Source organism: Prevotella bivia DSM 20514 (genome assembly GCF_000262545.1).
GTDB lineage: Bacteria > Bacteroidota > Bacteroidia > Bacteroidales > Bacteroidaceae > Prevotella > Prevotella bivia.
This window is the reverse complement of the sequence record NZ_JH660660.1, coordinates 338,741-356,255: the sequence shown is the minus strand read 5'-3', so window position 1 is coordinate 356,255 and position 17,515 is coordinate 338,741. Positions and strand designations below refer to the sequence as shown.

General features: G+C 38.5%; 16 protein-coding genes. 9 read left to right on the top strand and 7 right to left on the bottom strand.

The window, feature by feature from the left end:
- Nucleotides 1-492 precede the first annotated feature (492 nt).
- The 5 genes from PREBIDRAFT_RS03880 to PREBIDRAFT_RS03860 form a co-directional block, all read right to left on the bottom strand.
- Nucleotides 493-1,821: a zinc-dependent metalloproteinase lipoprotein gene (locus PREBIDRAFT_RS03880; RefSeq protein WP_004337741.1), complete on the bottom strand. Its 1,329-nt coding sequence runs from the start codon at nt 1,819-1,821 to the stop codon at nt 493-495.
- Nucleotides 1,822-1,846: 25 nt separating this feature from the next.
- Nucleotides 1,847-3,244: a hypothetical protein gene (locus PREBIDRAFT_RS03875; protein WP_004337740.1), complete on the bottom strand. Its 1,398-nt coding sequence runs from the start codon at nt 3,242-3,244 to the stop codon at nt 1,847-1,849.
- A gap of 266 nt (nt 3,245-3,510) precedes the next feature.
- Nucleotides 3,511-4,134: a uridine kinase gene (gene udk / locus PREBIDRAFT_RS03870; protein WP_004337739.1), complete on the bottom strand. Its 624-nt coding sequence runs from the start codon at nt 4,132-4,134 to the stop codon at nt 3,511-3,513.
- A 113-nt stretch (nt 4,135-4,247) separates the two neighbouring features.
- Nucleotides 4,248-4,838: a uracil-DNA glycosylase family protein gene (locus tag PREBIDRAFT_RS03865; protein ID WP_004337738.1), complete on the bottom strand. Its 591-nt coding sequence runs from the start codon at nt 4,836-4,838 to the stop codon at nt 4,248-4,250.
- 156 nt (nt 4,839-4,994) lie between these two features.
- Nucleotides 4,995-6,041, bottom strand: coding sequence for an endonuclease/exonuclease/phosphatase family protein (locus PREBIDRAFT_RS03860; RefSeq protein ID WP_004337737.1), 1,047 nt, complete (start codon nt 6,039-6,041; stop codon nt 4,995-4,997).
- A 210-nt stretch (nt 6,042-6,251) separates the two neighbouring features.
- Between PREBIDRAFT_RS03860 and PREBIDRAFT_RS03855 the strand changes: the two genes are divergently transcribed.
- From PREBIDRAFT_RS03855 to PREBIDRAFT_RS03825, 7 genes are all read left to right on the top strand, one after another.
- Entirely contained in the window at nt 6,252-8,834 is a 2,583-nt protein-coding gene (locus PREBIDRAFT_RS03855) for a TonB-dependent receptor (protein ID WP_004337736.1), read from the top strand.
- Nucleotides 8,835-8,855: 21 nt separating this feature from the next.
- The gene (locus PREBIDRAFT_RS03850) at nt 8,856-10,064 is read left to right on the top strand and encodes a DUF5689 domain-containing protein (RefSeq protein ID WP_004337735.1); all 1,209 of its coding nucleotides are present in this window, start codon (nt 8,856-8,858) and stop codon (nt 10,062-10,064) included.
- Between the two features lie 35 nt (nt 10,065-10,099).
- Nucleotides 10,100-11,017 (top strand): single stranded DNA-binding domain-containing protein, encoded by a 918-nt coding sequence (locus tag PREBIDRAFT_RS03845; protein WP_004337734.1) that lies wholly within the window; start codon nt 10,100-10,102, stop codon nt 11,015-11,017.
- A gap of 57 nt (nt 11,018-11,074) precedes the next feature.
- A complete protein-coding gene (locus PREBIDRAFT_RS03840) occupies nt 11,075-11,488 on the top strand; it encodes a hypothetical protein (RefSeq protein WP_036875451.1) in 414 nt (137 codons plus the stop codon).
- A gap of 143 nt (nt 11,489-11,631) precedes the next feature.
- Nucleotides 11,632-11,883 carry a type B 50S ribosomal protein L31 gene (locus PREBIDRAFT_RS03835; RefSeq protein WP_004337733.1) on the top strand — a complete coding sequence of 84 codons (252 nt, stop codon included), beginning with the start codon at nt 11,632-11,634 and terminating at the stop codon, nt 11,881-11,883.
- 141 nt (nt 11,884-12,024) lie between these two features.
- On the top strand, nt 12,025-12,981 hold the full coding sequence (locus PREBIDRAFT_RS03830; RefSeq protein ID WP_004337732.1) for a DNA/RNA non-specific endonuclease: 957 nt from the start codon (nt 12,025-12,027) through the stop codon (nt 12,979-12,981).
- 271 nt (nt 12,982-13,252) lie between these two features.
- Nucleotides 13,253-13,678, top strand: a complete 426-nt coding sequence (locus tag PREBIDRAFT_RS03825) for a hypothetical protein (RefSeq protein ID WP_004337731.1) — start codon at nt 13,253-13,255, stop codon at nt 13,676-13,678.
- 29 nt (nt 13,679-13,707) lie between these two features.
- Here PREBIDRAFT_RS03825 and PREBIDRAFT_RS03820 read toward each other — a convergent pair whose 3' ends face one another.
- Together PREBIDRAFT_RS03820 and PREBIDRAFT_RS03815 are read right to left on the bottom strand one after the other, a co-directional pair.
- Nucleotides 13,708-14,613, bottom strand: coding sequence for an IS982 family transposase (locus tag PREBIDRAFT_RS03820; protein ID WP_004339036.1), 906 nt, complete (start codon nt 14,611-14,613; stop codon nt 13,708-13,710).
- Between the two features lie 219 nt (nt 14,614-14,832).
- Complete coding sequence (locus PREBIDRAFT_RS03815; RefSeq protein WP_004337457.1) at nt 14,833-15,222, bottom strand: DUF3127 domain-containing protein; 390 nt, start codon at nt 15,220-15,222, stop codon at nt 14,833-14,835.
- 203 nt (nt 15,223-15,425) lie between these two features.
- Here PREBIDRAFT_RS03815 and dnaN point away from each other — a divergent pair, with 203 nt between their 5' ends.
- Both dnaN and PREBIDRAFT_RS03805 read left to right on the top strand, forming a co-directional pair.
- Nucleotides 15,426-16,550 (top strand): DNA polymerase III subunit beta, encoded by a 1,125-nt coding sequence (gene dnaN, locus PREBIDRAFT_RS03810; protein ID WP_004337455.1) that lies wholly within the window; start codon nt 15,426-15,428, stop codon nt 16,548-16,550.
- An 89-nt stretch (nt 16,551-16,639) separates the two neighbouring features.
- A complete protein-coding gene (locus PREBIDRAFT_RS03805; RefSeq protein WP_004337453.1) occupies nt 16,640-17,503 on the top strand; it encodes a 3'-5' exonuclease in 864 nt (287 codons plus the stop codon).
- The last annotated feature ends 12 nt before the right edge of the window (nt 17,504-17,515 follow it).

Genomic DNA, 17,515 nt, shown 5'->3' with positions numbered 1-17,515 from the left:
AAGTGCTTAGTGGCCCCAAGAAAGTATAGTACATTTTTTGCCTTTGTAATGATTTGTATATCAGGCACTTACAAAATGTTATCTTTTGCCTTGCAAAACATAACCTTTTACCGAGTAAAAGGTTATGTTTTACGACGTAAAAAGTAACCTTTTGTTTTGGACTTGTAAAATGTTTGATTTTTAATTGCTTGCTACCTGTAGAGATGTGGTAACGCATATTTTGGTGGTTTGAAAAATATATGCAATATCGGCTCACTATCGTTCTGTCTTTATGTTGTTCCAGTTATGGTATTTGCTCTCTCAATATCGTCAGGTAAAAGCAATACTAGTCTAAAATAGTAGATATAAGTTTTTTAGTGTATTATTTTTAGGAGGGTTAGAAAAGGTCTACCTAGAACTGTACTCGCGTTGCTTATAGAAAGCGTAGTACGCCACTAGGTAGACCTTTTAAAGTTTTAGCTAAAAATGCTATTAGTTTGCTGTGTTTAGTTTTTACAAGTCTCTACGATCAATCTGAATTTGTGGACGTAGCTGTGCCTTTGTGTTTGGTGTGCCGTTTGTAGCACGTGTCTTTACTGTAGAGTATTTTGGACCCGGAACGTATGGGCAGTTGAGTAAGACATAACGGATACGTGCTACTTGCTCTGGAGTAAACTCATTCTGGCGTGTGAAGTAATAGTCCATTACATTGGTAGACTCGAAAGTTTGTTTTGGCTTAGTGTTTGGGACAACTCTTTTGAGGAGGAAAGGAAGATCGGCATCTGTAAGATTTGGATGTTTTCTAATATAGTTTGATACATTGATTACATAGTTTTTGCGATGATAGGTAGGAGTATCGGTACAGTAGTCGGTATCCTTAGTAGCATCATCCGATGTTTTTCCCTCTCCAAAGACATGGCGAAGTCCAAAATAATGACCTAATTCGTGTGCAATGCTTTCTGCAAAGTTGCTACTTCTTGTGAGTGTTTGTGGAAAGTCTTTCAAGTAAGCAGTGTTTAGTGCAACACAGTAAGGAAGTATTAGTTCATTAGGCTTTACCCAGTGGTTTAATTTTGTAAGACCTATTAGCGTATCAGGGGCTATAGTGTAGGGGAAACACGAAATTCCTGCTACGTCTTCATCGGCAAAGTCGAAAAGACAAATATTGATATATCTGTCTTGGTCCCAAAGAATATTCTTATATTCTGCTGGAGCATCCTTAGTATAGCCCATAAAAGCATCGGTGTTTATGCTTTTGATAGACAATTTTGTGCGATTGATACCCGCAATATCCATCTTCTTTCCATTTGGAGTTTCGGTAGCCAGTACAAACTCAACGTTAGCTCCCGACTTTTCATAGATTTCGTTTACCCTGCCTAATACTGTAGTGAGATAGCTTTGGCTCATATCTTCTAGGTTTTTTGTAGAGTCAGAGTAGATTATCTGAAACACTACTGGCAGTTTGTAATGATAATCTTCGGTAAGTTTGGTCGTTGTGGCTTGCTCCACCTTGATAATCTTAACAGCTGTACCATCTACCGATGCTATTTGGATAGAGTCGGTTCTGTTGCCGCGATACAGATTTTCAGGAATTGTTACGGTTACTACATCAGATCCTTCACCCTGTGTTACCGAGGTGGTAAGCCAACTGTGATTGGTGCGCAGTGTCCATTTCACATTTGCTTCGATGGCTAGTTTTACAACAGTACCCTCTAGTGGAGCTTTTATTTCACTATTATCAACGTTTAGTTGTGATGTTTGCTCTATCTCATTATCATTGCAGCTGCCAAGCAGGAAAAGAGCAGCGATGGGCATTGCCCAAATAATATTTTTAAAGTTCATATTTTCTTATTTTTAAGGAGTGAGACTATTTTGTAAAAAGTTGAAAAGCAGGTAGTTCGCCAAAGATAGGCTTGATTTGGTCTCCCTGGAAATAGAAAACCTTTGCCGAAGTGCTGCTACTGGATGATGTCGAATCAATGATAGTGTTATCAGGGCAAGTATAGTCGAGTGTAATCTTATATCCTTTCTTTGTTGTGGCATTAACAACAATGTGTAAGTTGGTAGGGTTATCTGAATCAGCAGAAATAGTTATCGTGCCACTATTTAATAGACCTATAATATCTATGTTTTCTCCTGTTTCATCATAATGTGCATAATACGATCCATTAGGTAACCATATACCATAGTTGCTAGAATATATTCCGCCAACAGATCTTCCTGGCTTATAGTCGGTTACACTGCTTTCTCCACTTATTATGGTAAACTCTCTCTTTAGGTTATTAAGATCCATTGTGGTGTTAGGATTAGCAATAAGGAGGAGATTTAACAAATCGCCAGCACCATTAGTGAATCCGTTTGCATCTACTGGAACATTGAATAGTGTAAGATAATAAATACTAAAATCAGAATTGTAAGGCATAAATCTTCCTGTCATCTTTGTAGGTTTCACTTCAAAATCTTGGCGTAGTGCGTTGTAGTGAGAAGGATCTTGGTCTGTGTAGGTAAGTTTGCCTTTGTATGTAGCATGGATATATTGAGCAGGGTCGTATTCACTTTGTGCGCTTACTTCAATGGTGTAAATGCCCTCATTGTCTTTTTCTACTTTCACGATTGTAGAAATAAAGCGCACACCATACCCCTCTAGCTTTCCGTCGGCAGTTGTTCCCGTACTATGTTGGAACAAGCTACTTGGGCTATAAACAGTATATATACCCTTGCCTTCTGTTAAGGTATAGGTGCCACTTGCTAGGCTAATAGCATCTCCGTCTATACTTGGTTTTGAGGCTAGATAGAGGTGCATCACGTCTTGGTTAACCTTTGTAGGCAAACCTTTATCGGTTACAATATCGGTTCCTAGATAAAGCATATAATAGCCGTTACCATCGGTCATAGCATCGCCATAATAGGTAACATTAGCATAGGTCATATTCGACTCTATGTTGTATTGTGTCTTTGTAGTAAATTCTACGTTTTGCATATCGGCATACACACTGTTACGAACCACAACATATATGCGATAGGTTTTGTTTACCTTTAGATTGGACAGCGAAATTTTTGGCATTTGGGTAGGATTAAAGGCTTTTCCTTTTTGCCACACATCATAATTGGTAGGTGGTGCATCTTCTGCGGGTAGGCAGAGGTAGGCTGCTTCGCTAGTGTTGGTGGTCGTTACATTTACGGTAGCTGTGGTTGGGAATACTTCGCCAACAGCAAGTGCAAGCGTGGGTTGCACTGGTGTGTTGTCTTCACTGCAACTTGTCATTAATATGCAACTAATGAAAAGTAGGTAACTCAAAATTTTTCTCATATTAATATTTATTAGTTATAAAAACGGTAATAGGCTGCTAAATTAGTAAATTGTGTTTGATAATAGTATTATTTTCGATGTTATTAACATCATTTTTTTTCTAATTGTTATGAAGTTGTTCGTAAAACGTATAATAATACATACAAAAAGGAGATGTACTGTGCGTACACCTCCTTTTTGTATGTATTATTATAGAATGTGTTAGTATCTTTCTTCTTTTCTTATATAGAGGGTGTAAGTCCTTCGATATATTTACAGAGAATGGCTATTCCCTTAACGTTTTCACCACCCTGTGGGATAATGAGGTTAGCATAACGCTTGGTAGGTTCGATAAACTGTTCGTGCATAGGTTTGAGAACCTTAAGATAGCGATCGACAACCATTGACACCGTGCGACCACGATCAATAGTATCGCGCTCAATATTACGGATAAGACGCTCGTCAGGGTCGCAATCTACAAATACCTTCAGATCCATCATATCACGGAGCTTCTTATTACTTAGGGTCATAATACCTTCTACGATGATAACGGGTTTAGGCTCTACGTGTATGGTTTCGGGCAAACGATTGCTAAGCAAGTAGCTGTATGTGGGCTGTTCGCAGGCATGCCCATTGCGCAATTCGTTGATATGCTTGATGAGAAGTTTCCAATCGAAGGCATCAGGATGATCGAAGTTGATCGCTTTACGTTCCTCATCGGTGAGGTCTGTAGTGTCATTGTAATATGAGTCGAGTGGCACTACAGCGACATAATCGGGTGGTAATGCTTCTACTATCTTACGTACTACAGTACTCTTTCCAGAGCCTGTTCCGCCTGCTATTCCTATAATGGTTGTTTTTTCCATAAACGAATTGGTTGAAATTTGAAAAAGAGTGTTACGATTTTTCTATCTTATAAATATGTGGGACACTTTGAAAAGTGGAGTGCGTACGAAAGGGAGAGAGAGAAAAAAGCTATTTATTCAACGCTTAATTCCTCAAACATTTGTGCATAATACTCCGCCTTTTTCTCTACTTTCATAGGGTAGGCACGACTGCTACTCGGTTCTCTGTATAGTCTTATCTTGCGCCCTTCAAACTCGAAAGTAGTATATTCTCCCATCTTTAAGTGCTTAGCATCGATGCCATAGTGGCGTGTGAAGATGTCGGTGGCAAGCCTACCTGCAGTTATAACGGCTTTACATTTTGGTAAAGCATGCAACATTCCGTCAAGATCGGCAGGTTCTATGATTTTCAAATCTTTATCGGAAGCTGTGCCTGTGGTGCGGTGTATGCGCTGTGCGGTATCAAAGATTGCTACACCTTCTTCTATCAGCATCTCTTTAATGGCTTCAAGGCGATAGGTCTTATTGACTTCATCTACAAACGCTAGTTTGTCGTTGCGAAAGAGAATACCAAAGATGCGCCACATATCGTTGGTATAGTTAGGGTAATACCAAGGCATACACCAGCGTTTGGGCGCAGGCGGAAATGTGCCTAGCATAAGTAGTTTGGCATGTTTAGGAAGCCAAGGCTCAAAAGGATGGTTTTCTATCTCTACTTCAGACATAATGTACAGTATTTTTTAGACAAGACTTACAAAATCCTTTGTTTCTCTTTTTCGACATAATTTATAAGATTTACAAGAATCTTTATCGCTAGTCTTTTTAGAAAAGTCTTGTTAATCTTGTAAATTATGTCAAGTCCTAGTCCTATCCTTCTAGTCTTACTTCTGCTCCTTTGCGAGATATGTTACAACAGGAAGGTGATCGGAATAGCCGTCAAGCCATACACCACCAGCTGTGGTACGCTTTGTGTTTCCTTTGTATTTGCCTTCTTGCTGGAAGAGGTAATCGCGACGGAATATTTGGCTTTTCCAATATTTTAGCGTAGTATAATCCTTAGTTCCCTCCTTATTTAATAGGTTAGGAGAGAGGATAATCTGATCGAATAGGTTCCACTTACCTTGATATTGTAAGGTGCCATGACCTTGCTTAGCAAGGATATTATACCATGGATTGTACATGTCGTTAGGACCTACCTCGGCTATTTCAGCTTTAGCCGATAGACTTTTGTGCATAGAAGCATCCATTGGGTCATCGTTCATATCGCCCATTACAAAGATTTTGCAGTTAGGATCTTCTTGAAGCAGCGAGTCTTTCAAAACTTTTACCTGCTTAGCACCTAGCTCACGATAGTAAGAGCCTGCACCACGACTTGGCAAGTGGCATACGATTACGGTAACATGCTCGTTTGCCATTGTTCCGCTAACAGTAAGGAAACCTCTGGTAGCGCGGGTGCTGTCCTTTGGTAAATCGTAAACGTAGGGTACAAGCTTGGTATTGCGTACAGTAAAGAACTTTGGCTGGTAAATAAAAGCACAATCGATACCACGTTTGTCTGGACCTTCTATGTGTACATATTGATAGTTGCGTTGTGCCAAAGCAGGTTGGGCTACAAGGTCTTTCACTACGTGCTCATTTTCACATTCTGCTAGTCCTATAAAGGCACACCCTACGTTTGGTAGCACATCAGTACCCATTTCTGCAAGAACTTGCGACATGTTGGCTAGCTTATGTGTGTATTTCATTTCGTTCCAATGATAACTACCGTTAGGGGTGAAATCGTAATCATTTTTGCCCTCATCGTGTGTATAATCAAATAGGTTTTCTTGGTTATAAAAACCTACTGCGTATACAGAAAACTTCTTTTGTGCATAGGTTGTTATAGCACAAAGGCATAAACAAATAATTATTAAGCAACGCTTCCTCATTTTTTTATATTTTAGTTAATATTCACAACTATTTTAACGATTATATTATGTCGTTAATGCTAATTTGTGACCTTATGTCGGCTACAAATTTCGGTAATTATTTTGATATTCTCGCATTTATATCTAAGTTTTAACGAAAATATATGCTATGTTTAAAATATATTTTGTTACTTTGCAAAACATAATATAACATACATTAATATTAATAATATGCAGAAAAAGCTAACGTTAGCGGTTCTTGCGTTATGTAGTTCTACAGCAGTATTTGCTCAGAATACTACTACTAAATCTACTACACAGCAGGAGCAAACGGCAAATATTATGGATGAGTCTTCGTTTACCTTTTCCGAGTCGCAGCTCGGCGAGGACAATTCTATGAGTGAGAATGCCATTATTCTAAACTCTAGTAGTAATGTATATGCTTCCCAGATAGGCTATCTTTACTCGCCGATGCGCTTCAGGTACCGTGCCTTAAATCAGAAGTACAATGAAATTTATATCAATGGTACTCCTGTGAACGATATGGAGAGTGGACAGTTCCGTTACTCTATGGTGGGTGGTATTAATCAGCAAACTCGTAATGTAGACTTTGCGTTGCCTTTCGAGAACAACAATTTCTCGATGACAGGTATTGCAGCAAGTAACAATTACGATTTCCGTGCAGGATCAATGGCTGCTGGTAATCGTATTACGCTTTCGGCTGCTAATCGTAACTACACCGCACGTGCTATGTACAATTATGCTAGTGGCTTTAATGCTAAAGGGTGGGCTGTTGCTGCGAGCATAGGTTATCGTTGGGCAAACAGAGGTTATGTAGAAGGCACTTTCTATAACTCTTTGTCTTATTACTTCGGTGTTCAGAAGAAGTGGAACAATGGTCATTCTTTGAGCTTCTCTACATGGGGTAACCCTACTGAGCGTGCTGGACAAGGTGCTAGTACCGATGAGGCTTATTGGTTGGCTAATGATTACCAATACAATCCTTATTGGGGGTATCAGAACGGACATAAGCGTAATAGTCGTGTGATTAACGACTTTGCTCCTTCTGCACTCTTAACATGGGATTGGAATATCAATAAAAAGACAAAGCTTACTACGAGTTTGTTTGCAAAGTATGGTATTTACAAGAGTACTAAGCTAAATTATAACAATGCAGAAAATCCAGCACCAGACTATTGGAAGAATATGCCAAGCAATTTCTTTGATGTATGGCATAATACGAATAGTCGTTATCGTACAGCACAAGCTTTTGACGATTGGAAGAGTGCTGTGGCTTATTGGGGTGTGAAGGAAAATCGCCAAATACAATGGGATCGCCTTTATGCTGCTAATGCACAGGCTGCTGCTAATGGGCAAGATGCGCTCTATTACTTGCAGGCACGTCAAGATCGTAATATGACTACAAGTTTGGCTTCCACTTTAACTAGCCATTTAGGCAAGAATAAAGTGTTGAATGTTGGCTTTGTGTTGGCTCAAAACTTAGGGCATCATTATCAAACAATGGAAGACTTGCTTGGTGCTAACCAATACCATAATATTAACAATTATGCAGTGGGTACATACGCAGCAAGCGATCCTCGTGTGCAGTATGACTTGAACACGATGGGTACTATGGGCTTAGGTAAGCTGGTATATGAGGGCGATCGTTTCGGTTACGACTATAATATTAATGTGCGCAAGGCTAAACTTTGGGCTAACTATGCTGAAACCTTTGGTAACGTACATTATATGGTAGCAGCTAAGCTGGGTTACGATAATATGTATCGTAAGGGCTTTACTCGCAATGGCTTGTTCCAAGATAATTCATACGGTAAGAGCCGTCATGCCGACTTTATTTCAGGAGGTTTTAAGACAAGTGCAACCTTTACTCTCGGTGGTGGTAGTGCATTGTTAGCAGGTGTAGGATACGAGCTTCGCGCACCAGAGGCAAGAAACGCATTCGTTTCGCCTGAAATGAATAACGACTTTGTTCAGAATTTGCGCAATGAGCATGTGTTCTCATCTGAGTTGGGTTATCAATATTCAGGTAGCTGGTTGCGTGCTAACTTGAGTGCATACTATAATCGTTTGACGCATGTTACTGAATGGCAGAACTTCTTCTTTGATGATGTCAACTCGTTTACTTATGTTAGTATGACTAATATTAAGAAGAGTTTATATGGGGTAGAACTTGGATTGGATTTCAAGTTGACAAACTTCTTAAATTTCAAGACTTTGGCAACATGGCAAGAGGCTAAGAATGTGAATAATGCAGATGTTGTTTACATGAACTCTACAAAGAGTACCTTCTATAAAGATGTTGTTTATAATTATGGTATGCGTGAGGCAAATACTCCATTGTCTGCATATAGTGCTATATTGAGCTTCCATAAGGGCGGATGGTATATTGATTTAGCAGGTAACTACTATGACAGAATATATTTGTCTTACTCTCCTAACCAACGTTATGGCTCTACGCTAAAGACTATGGGACAAGCATTTGGAGGTATTGATGCAGAGGGTTATTACAATCCTGCTCCTCAAGCAAAAGGTCATGGAGGTTTTATGCTTGATGCTTCTATAGGTAAGAGTATTTATATCGGGCGCAAGAGTTTGTCTATCAATTTGATGGTAACTAACATTTTGAACAATCAGAAGATAGTAAGTGGTGGTTATGAGTATGGTAGAAGTAGCTATACGGTTAATAAAAAAACAGGTGCAACAATGGGTCGTGCTTACGATTTCGGTAAAAATCCTAAGCTTTACTATGTTTATGGTATTAACGGAATGTTGAACATCGCTTATAAATTCTAAATTATACTAGATAATTATCTTATGAGAAATTTTAAATTCTTAGCATTAGCTGCAATAGCAATAACGCTCTTTGCTTCATGTATGGGCGAAAACTATGCTGCACCACAGGGTTCTGAAAGTCCTTACGGTAACAATGCGCTCACAGAAAGCAACGTGTTGACGGTTGCTCAGTTGAAAGAGAAATTTGCTTCTGCTTTTGCAACAAATAAAGCTTTTAAGGAGATAACAGAGGATATCCAAGTAAAAGGTGTTGTAACAAGTTCTGATAAAGAAGGTAATATTTATCAAGAGGTTGTGTTGCAAGATGCTACAGGTGCTATAAGTGTATTGGTAGCACAGAGCAATACATACGGTTACTTACCTTTAGGAGCTGAAGTGTTGGTTAGCTTAAAGGGACTTTGTGTTGGCAACTATAAATTTCAGCCACAGATACGAGCATTAGGAAGTGGATCTTTAGGTAAGATTAATAAGTTCGTTTGGAATGAACATTTTAAGATATTAAGTAATAATAATAAGGTAGAACCAAAGGTTTTTGATGGTTCTTGGAACCTTGATGCAGACGCAGGTAAACTTGGTATTATCAAGAATGTAAGTCTCAAATCGGGTTATGATTTCAATGCTAAAGTCAATGTTACTACATACGCCAATGCAAATGGTGGTGCAGGTAGTGTTAGTTGGAGCTTGAACGAGCAAGATAGCAAAACCCTTGTAATGTACAATAGCAACTTTGCAAAGTTTGCAAGCCTTCCTGTTCCTGTAGGTAAGAAGGTTAATATAACAGGAATTTTTAAGCGTTATAATAATCTTTGGGAAATCATAATTCGTTCTATTGATGATGTTGAAGAGGTAAAAGCTCCTCTTGATCCTTTGGCAGGCTTAAAGGGTACTGGTAAAGGTACTGCTGCCGATCCTATGGATGTTACACGTGCGTTGGCTTTGATCAATTCGGGTAATGCTGGCACAACAGAATGGTATGTAAAGGGTAAGATCTCTACTTTAGCAGCACGTGGTTTTAATGCACAATACCATAATTATACTTATAGCATATCACAAGATGGAACCACTAATAATGAGTTGGAGGTGTTCCGTGGTAAGTATCTTAAAGGTGCCGATTTTACTTCTGCCGACCAACTAGCGTTGGGTAAGACAGTTGTTGTTGCGGGCAAACTCAAAAACTATAACGGAACATTAGAGTTTAATGCAGGAAGTAAACTTATCTCAATAAACTAAATCAATCTTTAAATAAAATAGAAAATTAAAACAACATGAAAAAGATATTAATTCCATTGATGGCACTAGCGTTTACGGCTACTGCTTTTACAAGTTGTTCAGATGTTCCTGCTCCTTATAGCATCAACTTTGAAAACAATAATAATAATACAGGCGGTGCTACTACTAGCGAAGCAAAAGGCACTGGTACTCAAGCCGATCCATTTAATGTGGCTGCAGCTTTGGCATACATTACAGCAGGTCAGAACTTAGATAAAGAAGTGTATGTAGCTGGAACTGTAACCGATTATAAGGGTTTTGATGCTAAATATGGCTCGGCAGGATATTCCTTGACAGATGACGGCACAGGCAACAAACTTGTTGTTTTCGGCGGCAAGTACCTTGGTAATGTTAAATTTACTTCAAACGACCAACTCAAGAATGGTGATAAAGTTACTGTCTGTGGTAAATTGGTTAACTTTAATGGAACTAAAGAGTTCGCTGCTAAAAATTATATTTATGAATTGAATGGTAAAAAGGCAGGTGGTACTGCACCTGCACCTGCAGCCGATTTGAATACAGAGGAAACCGCATGGACACCCGAGCAGGCTGTAGAAAAGATAAAGGCAGAGGCTGATGGCGTTCTTGATGGCGAGGCTTATGTAAAAGGTAAAATTGCTAGTGTAGAGAAGTATAATGCTAAGTTTAAGAGCATGGATTATTATGTTTCTACTAATGGAACAGATAAGACTCTCTATATATATTCTGGTAAGGGCTTAAATGGTGCTGATTTTGGAGCGAAAGGAGATTTAAAGGTCGGTCAAGAAGTTATCATTAAAGGTCTTTTGACGAAGTATCACAATAAGAAAAAGGGTGATATTTATCAGTTTAATATGAAGAGCAAGATAGTTAAGATTATAGGTGAAGGTACTGCTACTCATACTGACCCAGACCCTTCTACTCCAGGTACATAGCCAGGTACAGGTGGTAGCACAGAAACTCCTGCTGCTGGTACAACTGTAACTTACTCAATGAAAAGAGCTGATGTTACTTCTGACCAAAGAAGTCCAACTTTCAAAGTTAATGGAGTGACGTTTACTGCAACAAAAAATGGTGGTCAGAATCCTCCTTTATATCATGCTAAGTATCCTGCAGTACGTTTGTATGCAAAGAACCAACTTGAGATAGTAGCTGAAAAGGAAATTGTAAAGATTGAAATTGTTGTTGATAATGGAGATCCTAAAGGTAATAGACCATTCAATGGCAACGATGAAGCTTATGCAGAGAGTGGCACAAAGAAAGTTAAGATTAACAAAGATAGCGATGATAAGATTTCTTTCAGTGGTTTAAATAGCAAAGTTGTTACTATTGTAAATGATTATACAGAGAAGAGTGGCGGTCGTCAGATTCGTGTAAAAGAAGTAGTTGTTACCTACGCTAAGTAATAGATAAAGGTATAAAGTACTTAAAATATTTGGCAGGGTGCAGAATTATTCGTAATTTTGCACCCTGTTGAGTATCTACTAGTTAATGTGCTTAGTGGTTCTTATACAGAAAACGATTATTATAATTAAACAGAATAAATAAAATGAAACAAGGTATTCATCCAGAAAACTATCGTCCCGTCGTATTTAAGGATATGTCTAACGGCGATATGTTCCTTTCACAATCTACATGTAAGACAAACGAAACAGTAGAGTTTGAAGGCGAAACTTACCCATTGGTAAAAGTCGAAATCTCAAGTACCTCTCACCCATTCTATACAGGTAAGAGCAAGCTTGTTGATACAGCAGGTCGTGTTGACCGCTTCATGAGCCGTTACGGTAAGTTGAAGAAGTAAGCTAGATACCTCTTACATTTAAGAAATAAAGTGCGAATAAACGTAGTTGCATATACGTTTGTTCGCACTTTTTTTGTATCTTTGTGTCATAATAATAATCATAATAAACATCTATATTAACTAATTAGATAATCAGACAAGATGAAAAAAACAACAATCTTTGCTTTGTTACTATCCTTTGTCTTTGCGCTGGGTTTCACTTCATGTACTGTTGATGATGAAGTTAGAGTTTACGCTGGAGTAAAACCAGAACAAGGAAATAACGATGATGGCAAAAATCCAGGTGGACTTCCAGGGGGAGGCGGTGTTACTAACCCTAGTGATTTCTCACGTAATCTTGAAGTTCCAAAATTAAAGGGAGGAAATAGTTTGTTTATAACCCATACGCTCGATAACGGTGATGTTAATTATAGTGTTGAGTGGGATAAGGAAAAGATGTCTAATCGTTGGTCATGTTGGACTTTAACAAAGAAGAATACAGAAGATAACGTAAAACGTGCAAGGGGTGATCAATTTGCTTTCGATCCTATGTTGCCAGCAGGTTCTTATTTGAAGGTTCTTAACTTCGGTAGTGGTTTTGATCGTGGACACTTATGTCCTTCTGGAGATAGAAAGTCGTCTCGTCAAGCAAATGATCAGACTTTCTATATGAGTAATATACAGCCTCAATACAGTTATTTTAATCAACATGTATGGCAAGCTATGGAAAACTGGACTCGTGAGAACTTTAAGCAAGAATTACATTCATGTTCAGATGCAGTATTGTATATATGTCGTGGAGGTACTATAGATAATCCAAGTTACCTGTTGAAAAACTTCAAAGGCTTGCTAGTACCGAAATATTTCTTTGCAGCACAGTTGCTTCAATACAAAGAAAGAGGTCAGGGTCAATGGAAGTATAAAGCTATTGGTTTTTGGTATGAGAATGTACCTAACAAAGATGCAGATACGACTTTAAAAATACATGTTGTAAGCATTAAGGATTTACAAGATAGAACTAATATTGATTTCTTCTGTAATCTACCTGATGACATAGAAAATAAGGTTGAAAATGTAAGTAGAGATCAAGTATTATCTTCTTGGCAACTACCTAATTAATGATATTGAGCTACAAGGTTAAACAGAGAATATCTTTATAGTATTAATAAGCTATTAAATGATCGCTTCTATACAACAAAACTTGCTGTGTAGAAGCGATTTCTTTTAATATATAGTTTTGTTTTTTATAAAACTAATAAAACGCTAATATCCCATAGTAAATGTTAATGAATTTGCAGAATTGTTCGTTTTGTATTAATTTTGCATCAAAATGAGAATTATGTAATAGCGTGATGCTATTTTTGATAACTAAAATAAAGAATTATAGACGATGAAAACAAGATTATTTAGAGTGAAAGCGTTTTCGGTTTTAGCAGTAGTAGCAATAGCTGTTATGTTTGCCTTTACCTCATGTAGTAACAATGATGATCCCACGCTTGGTTCAGGCGGAGCAAGCCTAACGGAAGTAGATGGCAATTTTGTAGTTAAAGTAACAGGTCTGTTTGACACTAGTCGCTATGCTATTTTTACGATCCCTGCCACATCAAATAATAAGAAGATAGATCTTAATGCGAGCGATGTAGCTTGGAAAGTGATTGGGACAGGCTTAGAAGGTAATAGCGTTAACAATCGTTTTGAGATGGGTAGCTATGTTTTGATTAATAAGAAAGATAGCAAAAATATTTATGTAAAAGCCCTTTTGAAGCGCGTTAATAGCAAGGAAGAATACTTCTACGAGGGTAAAATCACCAATTAAATAATTAATTTAACGTGAGTTCGACGAATTTAGAACAGAGCAAGCTGTGTGTCAATAGTCCTTTGTACATTGATACACGGCTTCTTTGGGAACAGACAATAGGCAGCAATAGCACCCAATAAATTGACAATGAAATTGTCAAAGCATCTATGTCTGGAGTGTTCCGCCTGCGCAATATTCTTAAGCTCATCATTCACAGTTTCTATAATGGCTCTTTTTCTGAGTAAGAGTCTGTCAGCAACACTCATCAAAGCTCCTTTCATGTTGCTTTTCAGCTTGGTAATAAGTTGTATTCCATCCACAAACAACCTTTGGAAGAGATTTTTGCTGATGTACCCCTTGTCGCCGACCAGCTTGCCATATATGAAATCTACAAAAGCTTTGTATTCCAAAGGCTTACGGTCATCAATATCTCCCGGTGTTATCATAAAATTGAGAAGCTCTCCTTTCTCATTGCAAATCAAATGCAATTTGAAACCGAAGAACCAACCCATAGAGCATTTTCCTTTTTGGGCTATACCTTTGAAAACCTTGTGAATATGTATTCTTTGGTTCTTGCAGACACGCAGTGGTGTGCTGTCAACAAAACTTATGCCCGTGCATTTGCCCAGCAGAACCTTCTTGATAAACAAGGTTAAGGGGACGGCTACCTCCCTTTCCAATTCTACTATACGGTTATAAGAAACAACTTTTGGAAATAGATGGCGAAGATGCTTACATACTTTTTCAAGATAGAAATGTTTAAAGCAGCGATAACCAGAGTCGTGAAAAAGAATCATTATTAGTATGACTTCTGCCTTTGACATCGTGGAATCTCGATGATACTTTCTTTTTCCAGTAGGCTTTAGCGTATATTTTGCCACCATTGCATCAAAAAACTTGCAGAAATCATCTGCCATACAAAATATTTCAGTAACTTTGTCCTCGGTGATCATAGCGATTTTTGTTTGTAATTGTTTGTAAATCAATACCTTAAAGTTACAACAAATTTCGCTAATCACCAAATTTATAGACACTTATAATTCATCGAACTCACGTTAATTTACCTCGATAGGATACGAAAAAGCACCAAAGGTTTTTATACCGATTGGTGCTTTTATTGTTTATACAAGGGCTGTTATATTACGCTCTCTTGTGTTTTTCTTATTCTTTTTTTAGAAAGGAAGATCGTCTGTCGAGTCAGCACTTTCTGTTGCTGGAGGGAAAGGAGTAGGTGCTTGTGGAGCAGCCTGTGGCTGTGCAGCAGGGATAGGGCTAGCAGCTTGAGCAGCGGCAGCATCTATGCGCTGAATGTTCCATGCACGAATGTTGTTAAACCAACGACCATTGTACTCGTGAGCGTCTATATCGAAGCTAACGGTCAACTCTTCGCCAGCCTTGATAGCAAACTGGTCAATCTTTTCTGCACCGAAGATATTGAAAACCATCTTACGTGGAAACTGATCATGTGTTTCAATAACATATTCCTGCGACTTCCATGGTCCGCGAGCCGAAGTTCCTTCACGTGGAGGCAATACTGCGATAACCTTACCTGTTAAATCCATATATTTTTATCGTATTTATTTAATTATTCTGTCTGCGAAATTACTAAAATAGTTCTAAAAACAAAAACTTTTACGTTCTATTTTTTGTTAATAATGTGCGTTTTTTGTATTTTTGTAAACTAATCGTAGTGTGTTGGCGAAAGCCATTTTATGTATCTTTCCAGCACACCGAATGTAGAGTATTAACTAAACAAGATATATTGATGAGATTTAATCTTTCAAGCTCTGTGTTGAGCAGCAAGTTACAAACCTTGTCTAAGGTCATTGCTAGCAAAAATTCGCTAGCCATCTTAGATAGCTTTTTGTTTGAAATCAAGAATAACCAGTTGACGATTACTGCGTCGGATAGCGAGAACACTATGCACAGCACCATCAATCTTGATAGTGCGGAGGGCGAGACTAGCTTTGCTGTTAATAATCGTACAATTATTGATGCTGTAAAAGAATTGCCAGAGCAGCCCCTTTCTCTTGATGTTAATATGGATGAGCAAAAGATTTATATCACTTATCAAAACGGCTCATACAATTTCCCTATACAGCCTGCCGATGAGTTCCCAAAAGTTCAACCTATAGCTGCAGGTGCAACAACAATCACCATTGACGCTGACATATTGGCTGAAAATATCAATCGTTCGCTCTTCGCCACTGCTCAAGACGAGCTTCGACCAGTGATGAATGGTTTGTATTTCGATCTTTCTGCCGACAGCTTGGCTATCGTGGCAAGCGACGGGCATAAGCTTGTACGCAACAAGATTTTCACCATTAAGAGCGATACTCCTTCTGCTTTTATCCTTCCTAAGAAGCCTGCCAATTTGCTAAAAAATGTGCTAACAAAGGATGGTGGCGATGTTGTTATCCGTTACGATCAGCGTTCTGCCGAAATATCTTATGCTGAAGGCTATCTTTCTTGTCGCTTAATCGAAGGCAGATACCCTAACTATAACAGCGTTATTCCAGAAACCAATCCTAACCAAATTACCATTGATCGTCGCTCCCTCATAGGTGCTATTCGCCGTGTTTCACCTTTTGCAAGCGAGTCTTCACAGCTCATTCGTTTCCATATTGAGAACGGACAGCTAACGCTTAATGCGGAAGATATCGACTTCTCTACAAGCGCAAAGGAGAGCGTTATTTGCGATTATGCTGGTAATGCTATGAGTATTGGGTTCAAGGGTGCAAGCATGCTTGAAATATTAAACAACCTAGAAGGTGATGATATAACCATACAGTTGGCCGATCCTTCACGCGCTGGTGTTATTGTTCCGGGTAAGCAGCCAGAGAATGAGGACGTATTGATGCTTATCATGCCTATGCTCTTGAATGACTAATAGATAAATAAGATAGTAAAAGAGAAAGCACAGAGAATATTTATTTCTTTGAGCTTTCTCTTTTTTTGATTTAAATACACAACGAAAGCATGAAGTTAAACTTAACTCGACCATTAATTATCTTCGATCTTGAGACAACAGGACTCGACCTTGTTAATGATCGCATTATCCAAATATCCTATATCAAAGCGTATCCTGACGGTAGGGAAGAACGCGAAAACATCTTTATCAATCCTGAAAAGCAAATCCCTGAAGAGGTGATAGCCTTAACAGGAATTACTAATGCTGATGTGGCAGAAGCCCCAACTTTCAAAGAGAAAGGCAAAGAGTTGGCTCAGAAATTTGCTGGTTGCGATTTTGCTGGTTTCAATTCTAATCGTTTTGATGTACCGATGTTGGCAGAAGAATTTCTTAGAGCAGGTGTAGAGTTTGATTTTTCTAAATGCAAACTGATAGATGCACAGAACATCTTCCATAAGATGGAACGCCGTAACCTTGCTGCTGCTTACGAATTTTATTGTGGTAGAAAAATGGAAGATGACTTTGAAGCTCATCGTGCCGACCAAGATACCGAAGCCACTTGGGCAGTGTTACAAGGCGAAATAGAGATGTACTCGGCTGAGAGACAGAAGGACGAGGAACGCATTCTTGAAAACAATGTTGATAGTTTGGCTGAATTTTCAAAGATGAACAACTTTGTCGACTTTGCTGGTCGCATTGTTTGGAAAGACGAAACCGATAAGGACGGTAATATCCTTGTGGACGAAAAGGGCAATCCTCGTCGCCATGAGGTGTTCAATTTTGGTAAATATAAAGGCTGGGATGTGGCTGAAGTATTACATCGTGATCCAGGATATTTTAGTTGGATGCTTGGCAACGACTTCACTTACAATACCAAACAAGTACTCACTATCATCCGTCTCCGTGAGTTTAATAATCGTATGAAGGGTTAAAACCTGTCTTAA